Origin of the sequence: Flavicella sp. (assembly GCF_037132785.1) — a bacterium.
Lineage (GTDB): Bacteria > Bacteroidota > Bacteroidia > Flavobacteriales > Flavobacteriaceae > Flavicella.
The window spans coordinates 1-18,110 of record NZ_JBAHZZ010000112.1 but is presented as its reverse complement, the minus strand read 5'-3'; the positions used below and the strand labels follow the sequence as shown (position 1 = coordinate 18,110).

The following is an 18,110-nucleotide window of genomic DNA, read 5'->3' as shown; positions in this document are numbered from 1 at the left end:
AAAACTAAAGGAAAATGAACCAAAAAATAGATCCATAACTAACATAAACAATGAAAATAAGAAAAAAAAATATAAATTTTAGATTTAAAAAGTCAAAATTGAAATCTAAAAATGAAAAGAGCATTATGCAACGGTCTTAAGTTATTCTTAAGACAGCACTAAATCAATTGAAAAACGAAAAACAAGGTGTTGCGGGTAAAGAAGCTTAAAGATGGATGGAATTAAGATTATCTTTAAAGATGATAAACATAAAAGTGTGTGTTTATGAAAGTATTAAAAGGAATTATTCTGTATAAACTCCAAGAATTTTGGTTTGTATTGTTCTGAAATCGTTATCCGTTGTCCATTGATAAGAATTTGACTACGCTCAATAACATCGATGTTTTTTAAGGAAATTATAAAAGAACGATGTATCCTCATAAAATGTATTTTTGGAAGTTCTTCTTCCAATGATTTTAAACTCATCAATGTTAAAATAGGTTTTGGTTTATCCTTTAACCAAATTTTTATATAGTCTTTTAAGCCTTCAAAATACAAAACATCAGCCAGTTTAATACGCAACTGTTTGTATTCGGATTTCACAAAAATGAATTCTATTTCTTGAGCGATAACTTCAGTTACAGGAATTGATTTCCCTTTCACCAATTCAAACCATGAATAAGCCTTGTTTGATGCCATTAAAAACTCGGAATAATCAAATGGTTTTAAAAGATAATCCAAGGCTTCAACTTTAAATCCCTGTAAAGCATATTGATCAAAGGCTGTGGTGAAAATAACGCGTGTTTCTTTGGGAAGCATTTTAGAAAATTCAATGCCCGTTAAATCGGGCATTTGAATATCTAAAAACAATAAATCTACTGGTTCAGATTTTAAATATTCTAGTGCTTCAATAGCATTATTACATTTTTTTTTGAGTTCTAAAAAGTGTGTTTTTTCAACATAACTTGCAACTAAACTAAGGGCCATAGGCTCATCATCTATAATAACACAAGTAATTTTTAGATTGCTCATAATTTAAGTTGTTTCAATGTTTAAAATAGCAAAAAATCGATTATCTTTTACAAAAGTTTTAAAATTATTTTTGTTTGGATACAATAATTCTAATCGTTTTTCTATATTTAGCAATCCAATTCCTGAACCGCTTTTATCATCTGTTTTTTTAGGAAAATTATCATTTTCAATTACAAACAAAACAGTATTTTCATGGCATGTCATTTTTACTTCAATTAAACTCCCTTTACTTGCCGAAACACCATGTTTAAATGCATTTTCAATCAGTGATATAAATAATAAGGGGGCTATTTTAATTCCCGTTTCATCAGCAGGAAAATTATAAACAACTTTTATTTTATGTGAAACTCTTAATTTCATTAAATCAATATACTTTTTCATGAAATCGATTTCTTTTGAAAGGGAAACTAGTTCCATATTCGTTTCATATAGCATATATCGCATCAACTTACTCAAACTATGTATGGAGGTTTTAGCTTGATCTGGTGATATATCTACTAATGAATAAATATTATTTAATGAATTAAAAAAAAAATGTGGTTGCAATTGGTAATGTAAATGCTGTAATTCTGATTGTAATTTAATATTTTCAGCTTCCTTACGTTCGTCCTCTATTTTGACCCATCTTTTTGTGCTTTTTACAACTATTGAAAATAACAGAGGAGCCAAGTACGATAACATTTGCACATAAATAAACATTTTAAAAGGAGGTTCTACTCTATCCTTATCAATCGAAATATTTTTTATAAAATCCTGAAAAAGAGTATTTTCTAAATACTCTTTTAAGAATAAGAAAACAATAATAATAACAGTATTTACAAGTATAAACTGAAGTATTTTTTTAGTAAACAGAAACCGATCTATCAGCACAAAATAATTGAGATAGAATACAACAGCAGAAAACAATAATGGAATTGAGAAGTGAGCAATAATTTTATATATGTCTTGGTCTTGTCCATAAGACAGCAAATAAGGCATACCGGATAGAAAAACCCAAACAAGTAGATGTGAGAAGATAGATGTTTTTTTATTTATGGTCATGATAAATTATTCGTAGTGTAAAGCTGTAATTGGGTCTAGAGCAGATGCTTTTTTAGCTGGATACCATCCAAAAAAGATGCCTGTTAATGCACATACAGCAAATGAAATGATTATTGAATACATCGCTACACTTGTAGGCCAATTTAAGAATTTTTCGATACATACTGTTGCGCTGAGACCTAAGATTACTCCAAGAATTCCTCCAGTAATACTTATTAAAATAGCTTCAATTAAAAATTGCATTAAAATATCTGAGCTATTTCCTCCTACTGCCATACGTAAACCTATTTCTTTGGTACGTTCTTTTACAGAAACATACATAATATTCATAATTCCAATACCTCCTATTAATAAAGAAATACTTGCCACTGCCACTAAAAGAATAGTTAACATTTCACTTGTGGAGCTAAAAGTAGAGATTAGTTCTTCCATAGAACGTACATGAAAGTCATCCTCCTCAATAGCAGACAATTTATGTTGTGTCCGTAAAATTTCTGTTACTTGTGCTACAGCTTCAAGAGCCTCCTCTTCACTAACAGCAGATGCCATAATTTGATTTAAATGGTCAATTGCCAAAATTCGTTTTTGTACAGTTGTATAAGGTGCAATAATAACATCGTCTTGATCTTGTCCAAAAGTATTTTCTCCTTTTTCTTCTAATACACCAATTACCATAAAGGGAATATTATTAAAACGAATCATTTTTCCGACAGGGTTTTCTCCGTTTGTAAAAATATTATCTACCACAGTTTGCCCAATTATAGCTACTTTAGAAGCAGATTTCACTTCCGAATCTGTAAACATACTTCCGCTTTGCAGTTCTACTACCTTAATATTTAGATATTCTGGGTTTACGCCATAAATTGTAGAAGGCCAGTTGTTAGAGCCATTAATAACTTGTCCACTCCCATTTACTAATGGAGTAATATAGCTTAACAAACTTGCTTGTTCTTTCACAGCTAAATAATCACTAAATGTCAATGTTTCCATTGTGCTACGAGCTTGTCTTACACCACCACGAACATCAGAACCTGGCCTGACGGTAATCATATTAGAGCCCATACTAGAAATTGTAGAACGTATACTTTCTTTAGAACCTTCACCAATAGCAAGCATAGTTATAACAGATGCGACACCAATAATAATCCCTAACATAGTTAGTAAAGTTCTAACTTTGTTTAGAACAATCGCTTTAAAAGCAATTTTAAATAAATTTAATAGTCTCATAATTAGGAATCTTCTTTAGGTAGATTTGACAATTGTTCTGCAGCAGATTGTATTTTTGTGTTTTTGTAATCTTCTATTATATTTCCATCCTTTAATACAATGGTTCTTTTACTAAAACTAGCAATGTCTGGTTCATGAGTTACAAATGAAATGGTAATGCCTTTTTTATTTAGTTCTTGAAATAAAGACATGATTTCATAAGATGTTCTTGTGTCCAAATTTCCTGTTGCTTCATCTGCCAATATCATAACAGGGTTGTTTACTAATGACCTTGCAATAGCAACACGCTGTTGTTGTCCTCCAGATAATTGTGATGGAGTATGCTGCATTCTATCTGACAAACCAACCATTGCTAAAGCGCTTATAGCCCGTTCCCTTCTTTCATCACTAGAAACCTTACTATTGTATAGAAGCGGTAATTCTACGTTCTCTAAAGCAGAAGTTCTCGCTAATAAGTTATATGACTGAAAGATAAAACCTATTTTTTGATTTCTTATCGTTGCCAGTTCTTTTCCATTAAGGTCTTTTACTCGGACTCCATCTAATTCATAAGATCCAAAAGAGGGTTGATCTAAACAGCCTAAAATATTTAACAAGGTACTTTTACCTGAGCCACTAGAGCCCATAATAGTTACAAATTCACCTTTATGAATCGTAAATGAAATACCTTTTAAAGCATGGACCGTTTCGGTTCCCATTTTAAACTCTCGTTTTAAGTCATTTATTTTGATAATTTCTTTACTCATCCTTACTTACTTTTTTTTGTTACTTCCAGGTCTTTGTGGCATAAACGGACTTTCGTTTGTTCCATTTTTATTTGCATTCGATTTATTGACACTTTTTAAACTGTAAACTAATTTATCACCTTCTTTTAATCCATTTATAATCTGTACATTAACCCCATCACTAGCTCCAAGATTAACAGATTTCGGTGCGATAACTCCATTCTTATCTAGTACCCATAATAGTGAAATCCCTTCAGTCTGAATACTCTTACTTTCTGGTAAATTATGCTGCATATTGTAACTTGCTAGTGTTTGTGCATCTGGTTTAAAGTTGATTGATTTAGCTTCGGCTGTTAGTATAGATTTCAATTCTAAGGTATAAATAGAAATGATAGCTGTTAATCCTGGTTTTAATTTTAAATCTGGATTGTCTGCTTTAATAACTACAGTATAAGTAACCACATTGGAAGTTACAGTTGGATCTAATCTTACTTGGGTAACGGTTCCTTTAAATTCTTGACCTTGATATGCATCAACCATAAAACTTACCCGCTGCCCTTCTTTTACCTCACCAATATCAGCTTCATCTACATCAGCTTCCACTTGCATTTCTCTTAAATCTTGTGCAATGGTAAATAAAGTTGGCGTACTAAAACTTGCCGCAACTGTTTGACCTTCGTCAATAGCTCTAGAAAGTATCACGCCGTCTATAGGTGAATAAATATCAGCATAACTTAAATTTGTTTTTGCTTTTTGAAGATCCGACAAACGTTCAGTTACAGTACCTTTAGCGCTTTGATAATTATATTGAGCATCGTCAAAATCAGATTTGCTAATCACTTTATTGTCTAATAAGGTTTTTTGCCTTTTGAAAATAGTTTCCAGATAATTTCTTTGTCTAACTGCATTGTCATAAGCAGCTTTATTTTGACTATACGTAGCCTGAAGATTTATTTTATCCAACTCTGCTAAAAGTTGCCCTTCTTTTACAACACTATTATAATCAACATATATTTTTTCGACTACACCAGAAACCTGTGTTCCTACTTCTACTTGTATTATTGGCTCTACAGTTCCAGTTGCGGTAACCATTGTAGTCACATTCGCCTTTTTGGCTACTACAGTTTTTACTACGACAACAACATTATCATTGTCTTTTATAAAATAAAATGCTACTATAACGAGTGTAACAAATAAGATACTAGCTATGATACTCTTTTTTTTGGCTTTCATTTTTTAATTTTGATTAAATTTTAATCTCATTTCCTTGATAAAATTGTAATAATTGATGATATAAAATATTTAAATATTTTGCTTGTAAATAGTTTTGTTGTGCATTGGTAAATGTATTTTGACTGATCACTAAATCTGTTGTGCTTAAATCACCTAATTCATACTTTTTTTGTGCTAATTTATAAGATTGCTCTGCCGCTAGTTTAGAGGCTTCTGCTGCAATTACTTGTTCTTGGGAGGATATAGCATTTTGATAAGCTGTTTCTACCTTTTTATAAACTTCTTTTACTGTTGTTTGTTTTTGAATTTCTGCCTTTTTAATATTTATAGTTGCCGTTTTTACTGCTGATTTAGTTTCATTTCTATCAAAAATAGGAATGATTAGTGATAAGCCTAACTGTTGATTAAAATTAAAATCAAACTGATCTGAAAACGCATTGTCATTAACACTAGTATAACCAGAACCAACACTTCCTGTTAAGGCTAAGGTTGGTAGATATCCTCCTTTAGCAATATCTAACTCCGTTTTGTTCGCTGAAACATTTACATTACTAGCTTTAATTTCTGGTAAATAACCTAAAGCATTATTATACACTTCTTTTTTATTGAGAGTTAAGTTTATCAAATCCATATTTTCATCAATAGTTTCAATTTCTATTTCTTCAAAAGGTGATAATTCTAATAATTGTTTTAGTATAATTATGTATTGTTGATAGTCATTTTTAACCGTAATCACATTATATTTGTTCGTTGCAGCTTGACTTTGTGCTTCGGTATAATCACTTAATGCAATGGTTCCAGCATCAAAACGTGCCTTCGCCCTTAATACTTCCTTTTCTGAAGAGCTTAAGTTATTTTCAGCTATCAGTATACTTTCTTTGCTGTATAAAATTTGCAAATAGGTTTCTAAAAGATTTAAAACAATATTGTTTTTTTCAACTTCTTCTTGAAAAATACTTTGCTCAAGCAGTAATTTATTTTGTTTTATTTGATTGTTAAGTTGATTCCCTTGAAACAAAGTAATAGAGCTACTTACACCTACATTTGTGCTATGCATTTGGTCTGTTATATAGTCACTAGTAATTGGATCTATCGTACTTCCGTTAGAAAAATTTTGCGAAAAATTACCAAATAAATTAGGTAATTTTGATGTTTTTGCTTGGTTGTAATCTATTTTTGCAATATTTTTATTTAATCCTGCCTCAATAACTGTAATGTTATTTTCTAGCGCATATGTAATGCATTTTTCTAAAGACCATATTTTTATGATATTATTGCTTGAAGATTCTTGCGCCAAAGTAATCTGTGTTATGAGCAAGCTTGCTAGAATGAGATATAATTTCATTTTGAGTATTTTAAATTAACACCTCAAAGATGAAACTATATAGCATCTTATAATATTGTAATAGATATTTGAGCTTATTAACTATACGAAAGGGATTATTTTATCGACTAGAACTTTTCAATAACGTTATAAATATTCATAAACGATAAAACAGTGTAGAAGGAGTAAAAAACGCTACATGGACAACTTTTACATCTAATGATGACAGTAATGAAATGCCAAAACAGGAGAAGTAAAAGAAATTTTTCTTGCACAAGTAGCCGCTCCAGTAAAGCTACCTGGAGTTATTTAGCCAAAATAATTAAATGAATTGATAGAGGTATTGATGTAATTCAATAGTCTTTATTCTTTTTTAAAAAATTGGCTTTGATACTAAAAGTTGAATATCTTTTCTGTTTTTTTTTAGAAATGAGGGTCAATTCTATTATTTAACTTCTAGACATTCTTTTGTCCAACAGATAATGGTTTTCAACATCTTCTCCGTGAAGTTCATAAATTTTCACAGCATGTCTCATTTTTTGTTCCTCTTCTTGCTGTTCATTTACAAACCATTGCAAGAAAAGTTCAGAAGCTACATCATTTTCTTTTCTGCAAGTTAAAAAGATTTTATGAATCTCTTTACTAATACCTATTTCTTCTTGTAGTGCTGTTTTATAAATATCTAAAATAGATTCGTATTCGTGATTTACTTTTGGGATTTCTGGTGAATACGCAATCCCTCCATTGTCATTTATATACTTAAATATTTTAAGCATATGTTCACGCTCTTCATTCGATTGATTATAGAAAAAAGCAGCACTAAAATCATAACCGTTTTGATCACACCATGATGCCATTGCCAAATACACAGAAGAAGCTCTAGATTCTCGTCCTATTTGTTCATTTAAAAGATCTATTACTTTAATATTAATAGATAAATTTTCTCTTATGATATTTTCCATGATTCCTGTTTTATTTTATAAATTTATAAAAAACATATCTATAAATAAGTAAAATCAAGTATTTTGGGATTAGTCTAAATAAATATTAGTAAGCTATTGCTTCATTTATTGGTGTGAAAATAGTATCCATTACATCCTTTAACTCTAAAACATCTCTAGTTTCAAGGATTAGAATTTGCTTTAAATTACAGAGAGAAATAATTTCAATACCATTGTGATCATTGTAAAAATGAGACTCTATATCAATTCTACGGATCTTATTTCTAAATGCTAAAAGTTCACAAAAACTTAAAAGCATTTTTTTTCCATAAAAATCTAATTGGTACCTATTTAAAGAAGTTCTAAATGTAATCACAGTGCAAAGTTACATTTATTTAGATTTATTACAAATAAAAACAAACTTTTAATTACATTTTTATCATTTACACTAAACCCTTCGGTTAATTTTAGAAAAAAAGTAAACCTTGTGAAAATACTAACTCAATACTTATCTGTTTAAATTATTTTAACCTAAATAAGTAAAACTGTGACTTGTGAAAATCATAATATTTTTTAGAGAACCTAAAGACCTCTAAATAAAAACCTTAGGAGGTAATTATTCAATAATTTTATGATAATTACACAAAATGTAGCCCAAGAATAACCAATAAACGCATTATCCATTCTTATCGACAAACACAAAACTCCCCTTCACCCCTACCCATTGGTTGTTTAGAGAAATTTTACTTTAAACCTCCTTTTCTAATGTATCTTTATATTTAAAACCAATTAATTATGAACAAAACGTTAACCCTGCTACTATTATTAACCGTACTATTATTCAGTCCTATTATTGCGCAAAAAACAATTGAACCTACTTGGGAATCCATCAATGGAAGAGAATATCCACAATGGTTTAAAGATGCCAAACTAGGAATATTTATTCATTGGGGATTGTACTCCGTACCTTCATATGGAGGAAAAGAATCCTATGGCGAATGGTATTTAAGAGGCTTACAAATGAAAAGCCCTTTGCGTACCAGCTTTATGAAAAACAATTACGGAAAAGATTTTACTTACAGAGATTTCGCACCATTATTTAAGGCGGAATTATTCAATCCAGACGAATGGGCCGATTTATTTGACAAAGCAGGCGCTAAATATGTGTTGTTTGTATCCAAACATCATGATGGATATTGCTTATGGCCAAGTGAACAAGCACCTGGATGGAACTCTGTAGATGTTGGTCCAAAACGTGATTTAGTAGGTGATTTAACCAAAGCAGTCCGTAAAAAGGGATTAAAAATGGGTTTATATTATTCACTTCCAGAATGGAATAATAAATTACACCGATGGTGTACTGATCCACATGAAAACATAGGAAACTATGTAGATAAAGTAATGATTCCTCAATTTAAAGATTTAATAAGTACTTATAAACCTTCGTTAGTATTTACAGACGGTGAATGGTTTCACAGTGCTGAAACTTGGCATGCAAAGGAATTAATTTCTTGGTATTACAATACAGTAGGAGACGAAGCTATTGTAAATAACCGTTGGGGAAGTGGCAGCAACACTGGATTTTTAACTCCTGAATACAGTGCGGGTATCAAAAGCCCTGACAGACCTTGGGCAGAATGTAGAGGAATAGGGCGTTCATTTGGGCTGAACAGAAATGAAGAGTTGGATGCCTACATGACCCCCAAAGAGTTGATTCACTTTTTTGCCAAAGCCGTTGGAAATGGTGGTGGAATTACCTTAAACGTTGGTCCTAAAGCTGATGGGCAAATTCCTTTATTACAGCAAGAGCGTCTGATACAATTGGGTGCCTGGATAAAAACCAACGAGGAAGCTATTTACGCTTCTAGACCTTGGACAACCATGGGAGAAGAAAAGAAAATTACCGTAACCCGAATTGATGCCAATATTGATTTTTATTGGGCAAGAAATACGCCTATAAAACCAATTAAAGAAGACTATTTTAATGTGACTTGGGAAGGCTATATAACCCCTGAATTTTCTGAAGTCTATACCTTAGAGGCAAATGCTGATGATGGGATCCGTGTGTATATTGACGGGAAACTTGTCTTAAACCAATGGGAAAACAAAGACCACGAATTTGAAGGTAACGTGATGAACAATGTAAGTACCGAAAAAACAACAAACACCTTCATTTTTGAAAAAGGAAAAAAATATAAAATTAAAGTAGATTATTTTGAAACGATACAAAATGCTTTTGCTCACTTGTTTTGGAAAAGTAAACAGCAAGAAAGAGAAGCTATTCCTGCAAGTGCCTTTAGTTTAACTAAAGCAAAAAACAGTAAACAAGGATTAAAAGGAACCTACAGTTCTATGTTACAGTATATCGCTTATACAACCAACAACAATAATCTATACGCTATTTCTTTAGAGTGGCCAAAAAATGAGGTTTTGATATTAGATGTTCCTAAACCCGAAAAAAACACTGAAATAACGTTATTGGGGAGAGAAGGCAATTTAAAATGGAAGCATAAAAATGACAAATTACACATCTATTTAGATGATGTTTTATACAACCAAATGCCAAGTAACGAAGCATGGGTATTTAAAATCAAAGATTATTTAAAAAAATAACCTCCTCTTTTTACAATATTGAAAAGTACAGACTACTTAGTCAGGGAAGAATCAAACTTTTATAATCAATTATCTGATTAATAAAATTTGAAAGTATGATTCTTCCCTGATATTATTATAAGTTTTCTATTCATTTTTTTAATTCTTTATACATAACAAAATGTAGTCCTACAAACTCTACATCAAATTCTTTTCCTATTCTTTTATAGCCACTTTTCTCATAGAATTTTAAGGAAAAAACTCTAGCATTGCACCAAAGAAGGCCAACATGCTTCGTTAACAAAAATTTTTCTGCTTCCATTAAAATAGTTTTCCCCAGCCCCTTATACTGATGTTTTTTATGAGTAGCCATACCTCTTAACCTATACTGAGAACCAGTAAAAAGGTCACTATCATGTTGCATAAATGAAGCAACACATCCTAATTCTTTATTTATAAATGCTCCCAAATGAATGGTGTCTTTATCAAAATCACCATCCATTTTTTCTGTAAGTTGAATGTTTTCTCTCAATACGTCCTTTCTAATTTCATAGGTTTCACAAACAGAAATTTTTCTTATTTCAATCATCAATAGCTTATCTCTTTATTTCAAAAATACATTAAAATGTTGGAATAAATCTAATGAGAAATATTTTTCGAATTGATTGGCTCTTTTGATAAGATAACAATCAAAACAATAAATCCGTTTCCAAACAATTTGGAAACGGATTTATAGATTTATAAGTTATAATTTTAACCCAATACTTCTTGTACTTTATCAGCAGCCTCTTGAAATTCAGTAGCAGAAATAATTTCCATTCCACTATTGTCAATTAATTCTTTTGCCTCTTTTGCATTTGTTCCTTGCAAACGACAAATGATTGGTACATTAATTTTGTCTCCCATGCTTTTATAAGCATCAACAACACCTTGCGCTACACGATCACAACGTACAATACCTCCAAAGATATTTACTAAAATAGCTTTCACGTTTTTATCTTTTAATATTATTCCGAAAGCAGCTTCTACACGTGCTGCATCAGCAGTACCACCAACATCTAAAAAGTTAGCAGGTTCACCGCCCGCTTGCTTAATTAAATCCATGGTTCCCATTGCTAATCCAGCTCCGTTTACCATACATCCAACATTCCCTTCTAAATCAACATAGTTTAAGCCTACAGCTTTTGCTTCTACTTCAATTGGATTTTCCTCACGAAGATCTCTTAATTCGATATAATCTTTATGACGGTATAAAGCATTTTCATCTAAAGTAACTTTAGAATCTACAGCTAAAATTTGATCATCCGCCGTTTTAAAAACCGGGTTTATTTCAAATAATGAAGCATCAGAACCAACATATGCATTATATAAAGCAGTAACAAATTTTGTCATATCTTTAAATGCAGCACCAGACAAGCCTAAGTTAAAAGCAACTTTACGTGCTTGAAAAGGTAAAACTCCTGTTGCAGAGTCAATTTCTTCTGTAAATATTAAATGCGGTGTTTTTTCAGCAACCGTTTCAATATCCATTCCTCCTTCTGTAGAATACATAATCATATTTCTACCTGTATTTCTATTTAATAATACAGACATATAAAATTCTTCTGGTTTAGAAGGACCATCATAAAATACATTTTCAGAAACTAATACAGAGTGCACTTCTTTCCCTTCTGCAGAAGTTTGAGGAGTTACCAACATCATTCCTAAAATTTGCTCTGCATAAATTTTTACTTCATCAATAGATTTAGCTATTTTTACACCACCTCCTTTACCACGACCACCAGCGTGAATTTGAGCTTTTACTGCAAATACAGTACAGCCTTTTTCTTTATTAATTTCATTAGCAGCTGCTAAAGCTTCTTCGGGAGTGTTTGCAACAATCTCTAAAGGAACTTTGACTCCAAAACCTTTTAATATTTTTTTCGCTTGATATTCGTGTAAATTCATCTGTTTGATTTTTATTACTAAAACACAAATGTAGCAATCCTTAACTCAAAATTCATTATTTTTAGTAGTTTTGCTATGTTATTATCCATTCCAAAAAATTTGATAGCCTAAATTGATAAGAAAGCTAAAAAAGGAACATGATTTTGCTGCATTTTTAATATTTTCGTACTTTTAAGTTTACAAAAATGATAAAAGCAAGTAATATACATAAATACTATGGGGACTTAGAGGTTCTTAAAGGGGTAAATCTACATATAAAGAAAGGAGAAGTTATTGCCATAATCGGTCCATCTGGATCAGGCAAGACTACTTTGTTACAAATTTTAGGAACTTTAGATAAGCCAACTAAAAATTTAAATTATTCTTTAGAGGTTAATGGAATATCATTGAATGGCATCTCTGACACGGTTTTGTCACAGTTTAGAAATGAAAATATTGGATTTATATTTCAATTCCATCAATTATTGCCAGAATTTACGGCATTAGAAAATGTCTGTATTCCTGCTTTTATCGCAAGAAAAAACAAAAAAGAAACTGAGGAAAAAGCTGCGAAATTATTAGAGTATCTTGGACTATCGGAAAGAACAAGTCACAAACCAAACGAACTTTCGGGAGGAGAGCAACAAAGAGTTGCCGTAGCAAGAGCTTTGATTAATGACCCTGCAGTTATATTTGCTGATGAACCTAGTGGAAACTTAGATTCTAAATCGGCTGAAAATTTACATCATCTTTTTTTAAAATTACGTAAGGAAATGGGACAAACCTTTGTAATTGTTACTCACAATAAAAAACTGGCAGAAATGGCAGATCGTACCTTAGAGATGAAAGACGGACTTATTATTGAACAAATCACCAATACTCTCCTATAAATTACAGCGATTAATATACATTATTATGATTATTGGAATAATTAGTGCGATGCCAGAAGAAGTTAAATCTCTTATCGACGGTTTAAAAAACGTAACGATTTCCGAAAAAGGGATGCGTTCTTACTATCATGGATTTTTAAATTCACAAGAAGTGGTTATTGTTTTTTCTCGTTGGGGAAAAGTAGCTTCTGCCATTACCACAACGCAATTGATCAATGACTATAACATAAATGAAATTATTTTTACTGGTGTTTCAGGTTCTTTAGACCCTAATTTAAAGATTGGTGATGTGATATTGGGTACTCATTTATATCAACATGATATGGATACCCGACCTCTTTTCAATCAATTTGAAATCCCTTTATTAGGAAAAACCTCATTTCAAACAAAGGCTAATATTCAATTAGAAAAGGCAGCTATATTATTTACTCAAAACATTTCAAAGTATATATCACCAGAAAAAATGAAGCAATTTGGCATAAATAAAACTACTGTAAACAAAGGTGCTATTTTAAGTGGTGATCAATTTATTAGCCATAAAGAAAAAGTAACCTCACTAAAGAAAGCCATTCCAGACGCTCTTTGTGTTGAGATGGAAGGAGCCTCAGTAGCACAAGTTTGTTATGAATATAAGATTCCTTTTTCTATTATTCGTGTTATTTCAGACAATGCAAATGATGATGCTCCTATTGATTTTTCTGAATTTACTAAATCTGTTGCCTGTAAATACGCCAAAGGAATTATCGAAAATTATATAAACTCTATTAATAAATAACACGATGAATATAAAAGGAATTATTTTTGATTTGGATGGAACTTTAGTCAATTCCATTGAAGACATTGCAGACTCTATGAATGTAATTTTAAAAGATTCGAACTACCCTACTCATAGCTATAAATCTTATGAGAGTTTTATTGGGAGTGGAATTCAAACTTTAGTTTCTAGAGCTCTGCCAACATCAGTAAGAACAGAACTTGAAATTGAACGTGTTTTTAAAGAAATGTTGAATTCTTACAAAGACAATTGCACTAACAAAACAGCTCCCTATCCTGGAATATTGGATTTATTAAAAAAACTAGAAATTAAAGGACTGAAAATGTCTGTTTTATCAAACAAAGAAGATAGATTGACTAAAAGAGTAGTTGCTGAAAAATTACCTTCTATTTTTGAACCCGTTTTTGGATTGACAACAGAAGAATTAAAAAAACCAAATCCAAAAGTTATTTTACAGATGTGTACATCTTTAGAGCTTGACATAAAAAAAATAATTTATGTTGGCGATTCAGTTATTGATATGCAAACAGCAAGAAATGCAGGTTTGCAATCTGTTGCTGTAACTTGGGGATTTCAATCTAAAGAATCCTTACTGGCTGAAAACCCAGATTACATAATTGATACACCAGAAGAGTTATTCGATATTATTGATTAAGACTTCGACAGGTGGACTACCTAGTAAATTTAGGACTATTTTCTTAAGCTACTTTTTTAATAATTCCTCTCAATTTTATTTCCATTTCTAGAGGAGAGAGATATCCTAAACTAGGATGTAATCTTTCAGTATTATATCAAATAAACATCAAAATGATTGATTAAATTAGTTTCTGTTTTCTTTATATTTCAATATAAAATAGAACCGTAACCTTGGCTATGCTTATATTTTTTATTTTGTCTAGAGAAAAAAATAATTCAAGTTTACAATCAACCAATCTGAAATTCATTTGGTATTATTGAGCTTCAATAAATATTTCCTTCTTTTTTGAATAACCTCCAGTTTTCAACTTGTATTATCGTCTACAATACCCAATAAAACAAAGGTTTAAGTCATAATTCTCACTAACTTGTTTTGTCTTAATACCTGAATTTAATAGTTCTAATATCACAACTTTAAATTCATTGTCATACTTTTTTTACCATAAGTCAAATATAAAATTTAAAGCTCATAAAAATCGTCACATCCAAAGGTAGACACTCCACATTGAGTTGTTGTTATTAATATAAACTCATGATTTCAAATGTAAATTACAGTTTATCACTATATTTCATCATTATTGCAAGTGACTTCAACTATATTAAAAAATATAATTACACCATTTCTGATACTATATCCCCTTCAAAAATAACAGGTTACACTAGATACAAGGTAATGAACTTTATATTTTATAATATTCTCTACCTCTGTGTTGTAAACATGAATTTATTTATTATCTTTAGTTTATGATGAAAAAGTATTTTTATCGTTTCTAAAAATAAAATTGTAATTTGTAAACAAAAAAATTGTAACCCTATTTAAATCTCTTATAATCGTGTAAAACTGTATTTTATATATGTTTGTTTATTGATGTATGTAAATTCGTCTTATATGGTTTAATAATTTATGCTATGAATCAACTATTAACCCAAACTGAAAACACCCAAGAATCCATTTCTTTTATATTTGATAATGTAAGTGAAACTGATTGGAAATATATAGAGCAATCCTTAGATTTAGCTGATGCAAAGGCGGCACTCTATTTAAATAATAATCTTTATAATGCTTTAGATTGGCCCTTGTGTAGAGAGGATTATATAATATATCTTAAAAAATATCAAAAATGGATTCCGCAACAGACTTCCAATGAAAAATGGAATCTGTCTGACAGCTTTGATTGTCATGAAGCCAATGATAGATTGTGCCATTTTTATTTTTTAATCGACCAACAAACCGAGATAGGATCACTTAGAGAAAAAATCCCTTGGTTTACAGAATTTTTAATCAATTTCACTGAAAGTTGGGGTAAGTTCTTAAATACCAAAGAATCTATCAGTAAAAAAATACTTGCTTCGTTTTTAAAAAACTCAATACATCCATCCAAAGCAGATGTTTTTATTGAAAGTGAATTAGAGTTACCTTGGAATAGTTTTAATCATTATTATGCTTGGGAAATGAATCCATTATTACGCCCTATAGATGATCAAGATAACAATCTTATCATTACCGCACCTACAGATTGTACTTTTAAAAAAACATATAAAATAGATAATAATTCCTTTATTGATGAAATTTCGTTTAAACAAACACATCAATTTTCAAACATTAAAAATTTTCTTAAAGGTAGTAAATACGCTGATAGTTTTACAAATGGCACCTGTATACATTATAAATTAGGTCCCTACTCCTATCATCATTTTCATTCACCTGTTTCAGGTTTGGTAAAGGAAAGTTACCCCGTTTATGGCTTGAGGTATAAAGATATAGGTATTGATGACAGTGGTCAATTTTACAAAACAGAAAACATTTCAAAAGGCTATCAATTTTCACAAGCTAGAGGAATTTTAATACTTGATACTAGGAATTCTCCAAATGGAGATATGGGGCTTGTTGCTGTAGTCCCTGTAGGAATGTGCCAGATAGCATCTGTGCATTTATTAGCTACACCTGATACTGTTTTAGAAAAAGGAGAAGAATTTGGTTATTTTAAATTTGGAGGATCAGATGTAGTGTTAATTTTTCAAGAAGGAAAGGCTCCTAAAATTGATGAATCTACTCATAAACGTTTTTATGGAAGTTCAATAAGCTAATTTATTCTCCTTTTTTATAAAAAGGAATAATTAGGTTGACTAACCTAATTATAAACAGACATACTATATTCAATAGTTTTCTTATCTTATAGAATATGAAGACTTTAAGAAAAACTATTTCTGTTTCACTTGTAAAGCACAGAAAAGCAATAGTATATGCCTTACATTTTGAATTTGACAGAGATCTTAAAAAGCTTTGTATAAATTCAGGTGCAATTTGGAGTAATAGCAAAGCTATTTGGTATTACCCAAAGGATAAAATGAGTTTAGACAAATTAGTCTCTATATATAAGAACAAGTCAATTTTAGATTTAAAAAATATTTCAAAAGAAGAGTTTCTAAAATCCAATATTACACCCCTTAAAGATAAATTAGACTCGATACAAAGAGAACATTTAAATAATTTTTATATTTATTTAAAAGGCAAACGTTTTAGTGAAAGTACCTTAAAGACGTATTGTAATTTAGTTGCAGAATATATAATTTATAAACCCAAAGAAGCAGATGTTGATATTCGCTCTATAGAGCAGCATACTGAAAATGTAATTGTAGCAAAAAACAAATCTATTAGTACACATCGGCAGTTTATAAGCTCTATGAAGCATTATCTTTCTTTTATAAACTCTGAAGTCACAATAGATTTTAACTCTTTGGCTCCTAAAAGAGATAAAATATTGCCAAATGTATTATCACATGAAGAGATAATAGAATTGATACGTGTCACAAAAAACATGAAACACCGATTATCTATTGCCTTGATTTATTCATCTGGATTAAGAATAGGAGAGCTAATCAATTTAAAACTATGTGATCTGGACTTACAAAGAAAAATGTTAAAAGTTCATAAAGGCAAGGGCAGAAAAGACCGATATGTACCAATTGCCAATGTTATGTTGCCTTTGTTACAAAATTACCTAACCACATATAGACCCAAAAGTTATTTAATAGAAGGATTGACAAAAGGCGAGTCTTATTCTCCAGTCTCAATACGAAATTTTTTAGCCAGAAGTTGTAAATTAGCCTCTATAACAAAACGAGTAACACCACACACATTACGGCACAGTTATGCAACGCATTTATTAGAAAACGGAACGGACATACGATATATACAAGAATTATTAGGTCACTCTAGACCAGAAACGACAATGATATACACCCATGTACAAAGTCAAGATTTAAAAAACATTACGAATCCATTAGATTTAATTGTAAAACAATTAGAACAACGTAAAAAAATTAATTAGTTTTGACTGTAAACAATGATAGATATACATCGTTATCATGCAGCTGACACTGTTATTCGATGTGTTTTATATACATATAACTAGTTGCTTTTCATTACCGAGTGTACGTGGATATTGAAATGTTATTCTAAAAAAACCGAAATAAATCACTCAGACTCGAAAGAAAAACTGTTTTTCTCTCCAATCTACTCTGAATAAAATATTACTGTACGAAATTACTCAAACGGAAATTAATACTCTGAATTCTCACTCATAATCTGAATTAACACGGACAGAATAAAACGTAGTCAGAAAAACAGTATACACTGAAAACTGAAAGGAAATTTAACTTATATAAAACTCTGAAAGAATTTACTCAAACCTGAAAAAATAATTAGAATTGAGAAAAATATTCTTA

The 18,110-nt window shown here is 30.5% G+C and carries 16 protein-coding genes; 6 read left to right on the top strand and 10 right to left on the bottom strand.

Annotated elements, in window-relative coordinates:
- Positions 1 to 273: 273 nt before the first annotated feature.
- From V5787_RS07625 to V5787_RS07590, 8 genes are all read right to left on the bottom strand, one after another.
- The gene (locus V5787_RS07625; RefSeq protein WP_336892658.1) at positions 274 to 1,011 is read right to left on the bottom strand and encodes a LytTR family DNA-binding domain-containing protein; all 738 of its coding nucleotides are present in this window, start codon (positions 1,009 to 1,011) and stop codon (positions 274 to 276) included.
- A 3-nt stretch (positions 1,012 to 1,014) separates the two neighbouring features.
- A complete protein-coding gene (locus V5787_RS07620) occupies positions 1,015 to 2,052 on the bottom strand; it encodes a histidine kinase (RefSeq protein WP_336892657.1) in 1,038 nt (345 codons plus the stop codon).
- 6 nt (positions 2,053 to 2,058) lie between these two features.
- Positions 2,059 to 3,279, bottom strand: a complete 1,221-nt coding sequence (locus V5787_RS07615; RefSeq protein WP_336892656.1) for an ABC transporter permease — start codon at positions 3,277 to 3,279, stop codon at positions 2,059 to 2,061.
- A 2-nt stretch (positions 3,280 to 3,281) separates the two neighbouring features.
- Positions 3,282 to 4,025, bottom strand: coding sequence for an ABC transporter ATP-binding protein (locus V5787_RS07610; protein WP_336892655.1), 744 nt, complete (start codon positions 4,023 to 4,025; stop codon positions 3,282 to 3,284).
- Positions 4,026 to 4,031: 6 nt separating this feature from the next.
- On the bottom strand, positions 4,032 to 5,237 hold the full coding sequence (locus V5787_RS07605; protein ID WP_336892654.1) for an efflux RND transporter periplasmic adaptor subunit: 1,206 nt from the start codon (positions 5,235 to 5,237) through the stop codon (positions 4,032 to 4,034).
- A 13-nt stretch (positions 5,238 to 5,250) separates the two neighbouring features.
- Positions 5,251 to 6,582, bottom strand: a complete 1,332-nt coding sequence (locus V5787_RS07600) for a TolC family protein (RefSeq protein WP_336892653.1) — start codon at positions 6,580 to 6,582, stop codon at positions 5,251 to 5,253.
- Positions 6,583 to 7,010: 428 nt separating this feature from the next.
- Complete coding sequence (locus V5787_RS07595; protein ID WP_336892652.1) at positions 7,011 to 7,523, bottom strand: ferritin; 513 nt, start codon at positions 7,521 to 7,523, stop codon at positions 7,011 to 7,013.
- An 85-nt stretch (positions 7,524 to 7,608) separates the two neighbouring features.
- Entirely contained in the window at positions 7,609 to 7,878 is a 270-nt protein-coding gene (locus V5787_RS07590; protein ID WP_336892651.1) for a hypothetical protein, read from the bottom strand.
- A gap of 419 nt (positions 7,879 to 8,297) precedes the next feature.
- Here V5787_RS07590 and V5787_RS07585 point away from each other — a divergent pair, with 419 nt between their 5' ends.
- Positions 8,298 to 10,115 carry an alpha-L-fucosidase gene (locus V5787_RS07585; RefSeq protein ID WP_336892650.1) on the top strand — a complete coding sequence of 606 codons (1,818 nt, stop codon included), beginning with the start codon at positions 8,298 to 8,300 and terminating at the stop codon, positions 10,113 to 10,115.
- 130 nt (positions 10,116 to 10,245) lie between these two features.
- On the opposite strand, the gene V5787_RS07580 is transcribed toward V5787_RS07585, so the two are convergent.
- On the bottom strand, positions 10,246 to 10,683 hold the full coding sequence (locus V5787_RS07580; protein ID WP_336892649.1) for a GNAT family N-acetyltransferase: 438 nt from the start codon (positions 10,681 to 10,683) through the stop codon (positions 10,246 to 10,248).
- Between the two features lie 164 nt (positions 10,684 to 10,847).
- A complete protein-coding gene (gene sucC, locus V5787_RS07575; protein ID WP_336892648.1) occupies positions 10,848 to 12,041 on the bottom strand; it encodes an ADP-forming succinate--CoA ligase subunit beta in 1,194 nt (397 codons plus the stop codon).
- Between the two features lie 185 nt (positions 12,042 to 12,226).
- Here sucC and V5787_RS07570 point away from each other — a divergent pair, with 185 nt between their 5' ends.
- The 5 genes from V5787_RS07570 to V5787_RS07550 all read left to right on the top strand — a co-directional run bounded on the left by V5787_RS07570 (position 12,227) and on the right by V5787_RS07550 (position 17,713).
- Complete coding sequence (locus V5787_RS07570) at positions 12,227 to 12,910, top strand: ABC transporter ATP-binding protein (RefSeq protein WP_336892647.1); 684 nt, start codon at positions 12,227 to 12,229, stop codon at positions 12,908 to 12,910.
- Between the two features lie 25 nt (positions 12,911 to 12,935).
- The gene (locus V5787_RS07565) at positions 12,936 to 13,685 is read left to right on the top strand and encodes a 5'-methylthioadenosine/adenosylhomocysteine nucleosidase (RefSeq protein WP_336892646.1); all 750 of its coding nucleotides are present in this window, start codon (positions 12,936 to 12,938) and stop codon (positions 13,683 to 13,685) included.
- Between the two features lie 4 nt (positions 13,686 to 13,689).
- Entirely contained in the window at positions 13,690 to 14,340 is a 651-nt protein-coding gene (locus V5787_RS07560) for an HAD family hydrolase (RefSeq protein WP_336892645.1), read from the top strand.
- Positions 14,341 to 15,290: 950 nt separating this feature from the next.
- Entirely contained in the window at positions 15,291 to 16,469 is a 1,179-nt protein-coding gene (locus V5787_RS07555) for a phosphatidylserine decarboxylase (RefSeq protein WP_336892644.1), read from the top strand.
- A 95-nt stretch (positions 16,470 to 16,564) separates the two neighbouring features.
- The gene (locus tag V5787_RS07550; protein ID WP_336892643.1) at positions 16,565 to 17,713 is read left to right on the top strand and encodes a tyrosine-type recombinase/integrase; all 1,149 of its coding nucleotides are present in this window, start codon (positions 16,565 to 16,567) and stop codon (positions 17,711 to 17,713) included.
- Positions 17,714 to 18,110 lie beyond the last annotated feature (397 nt).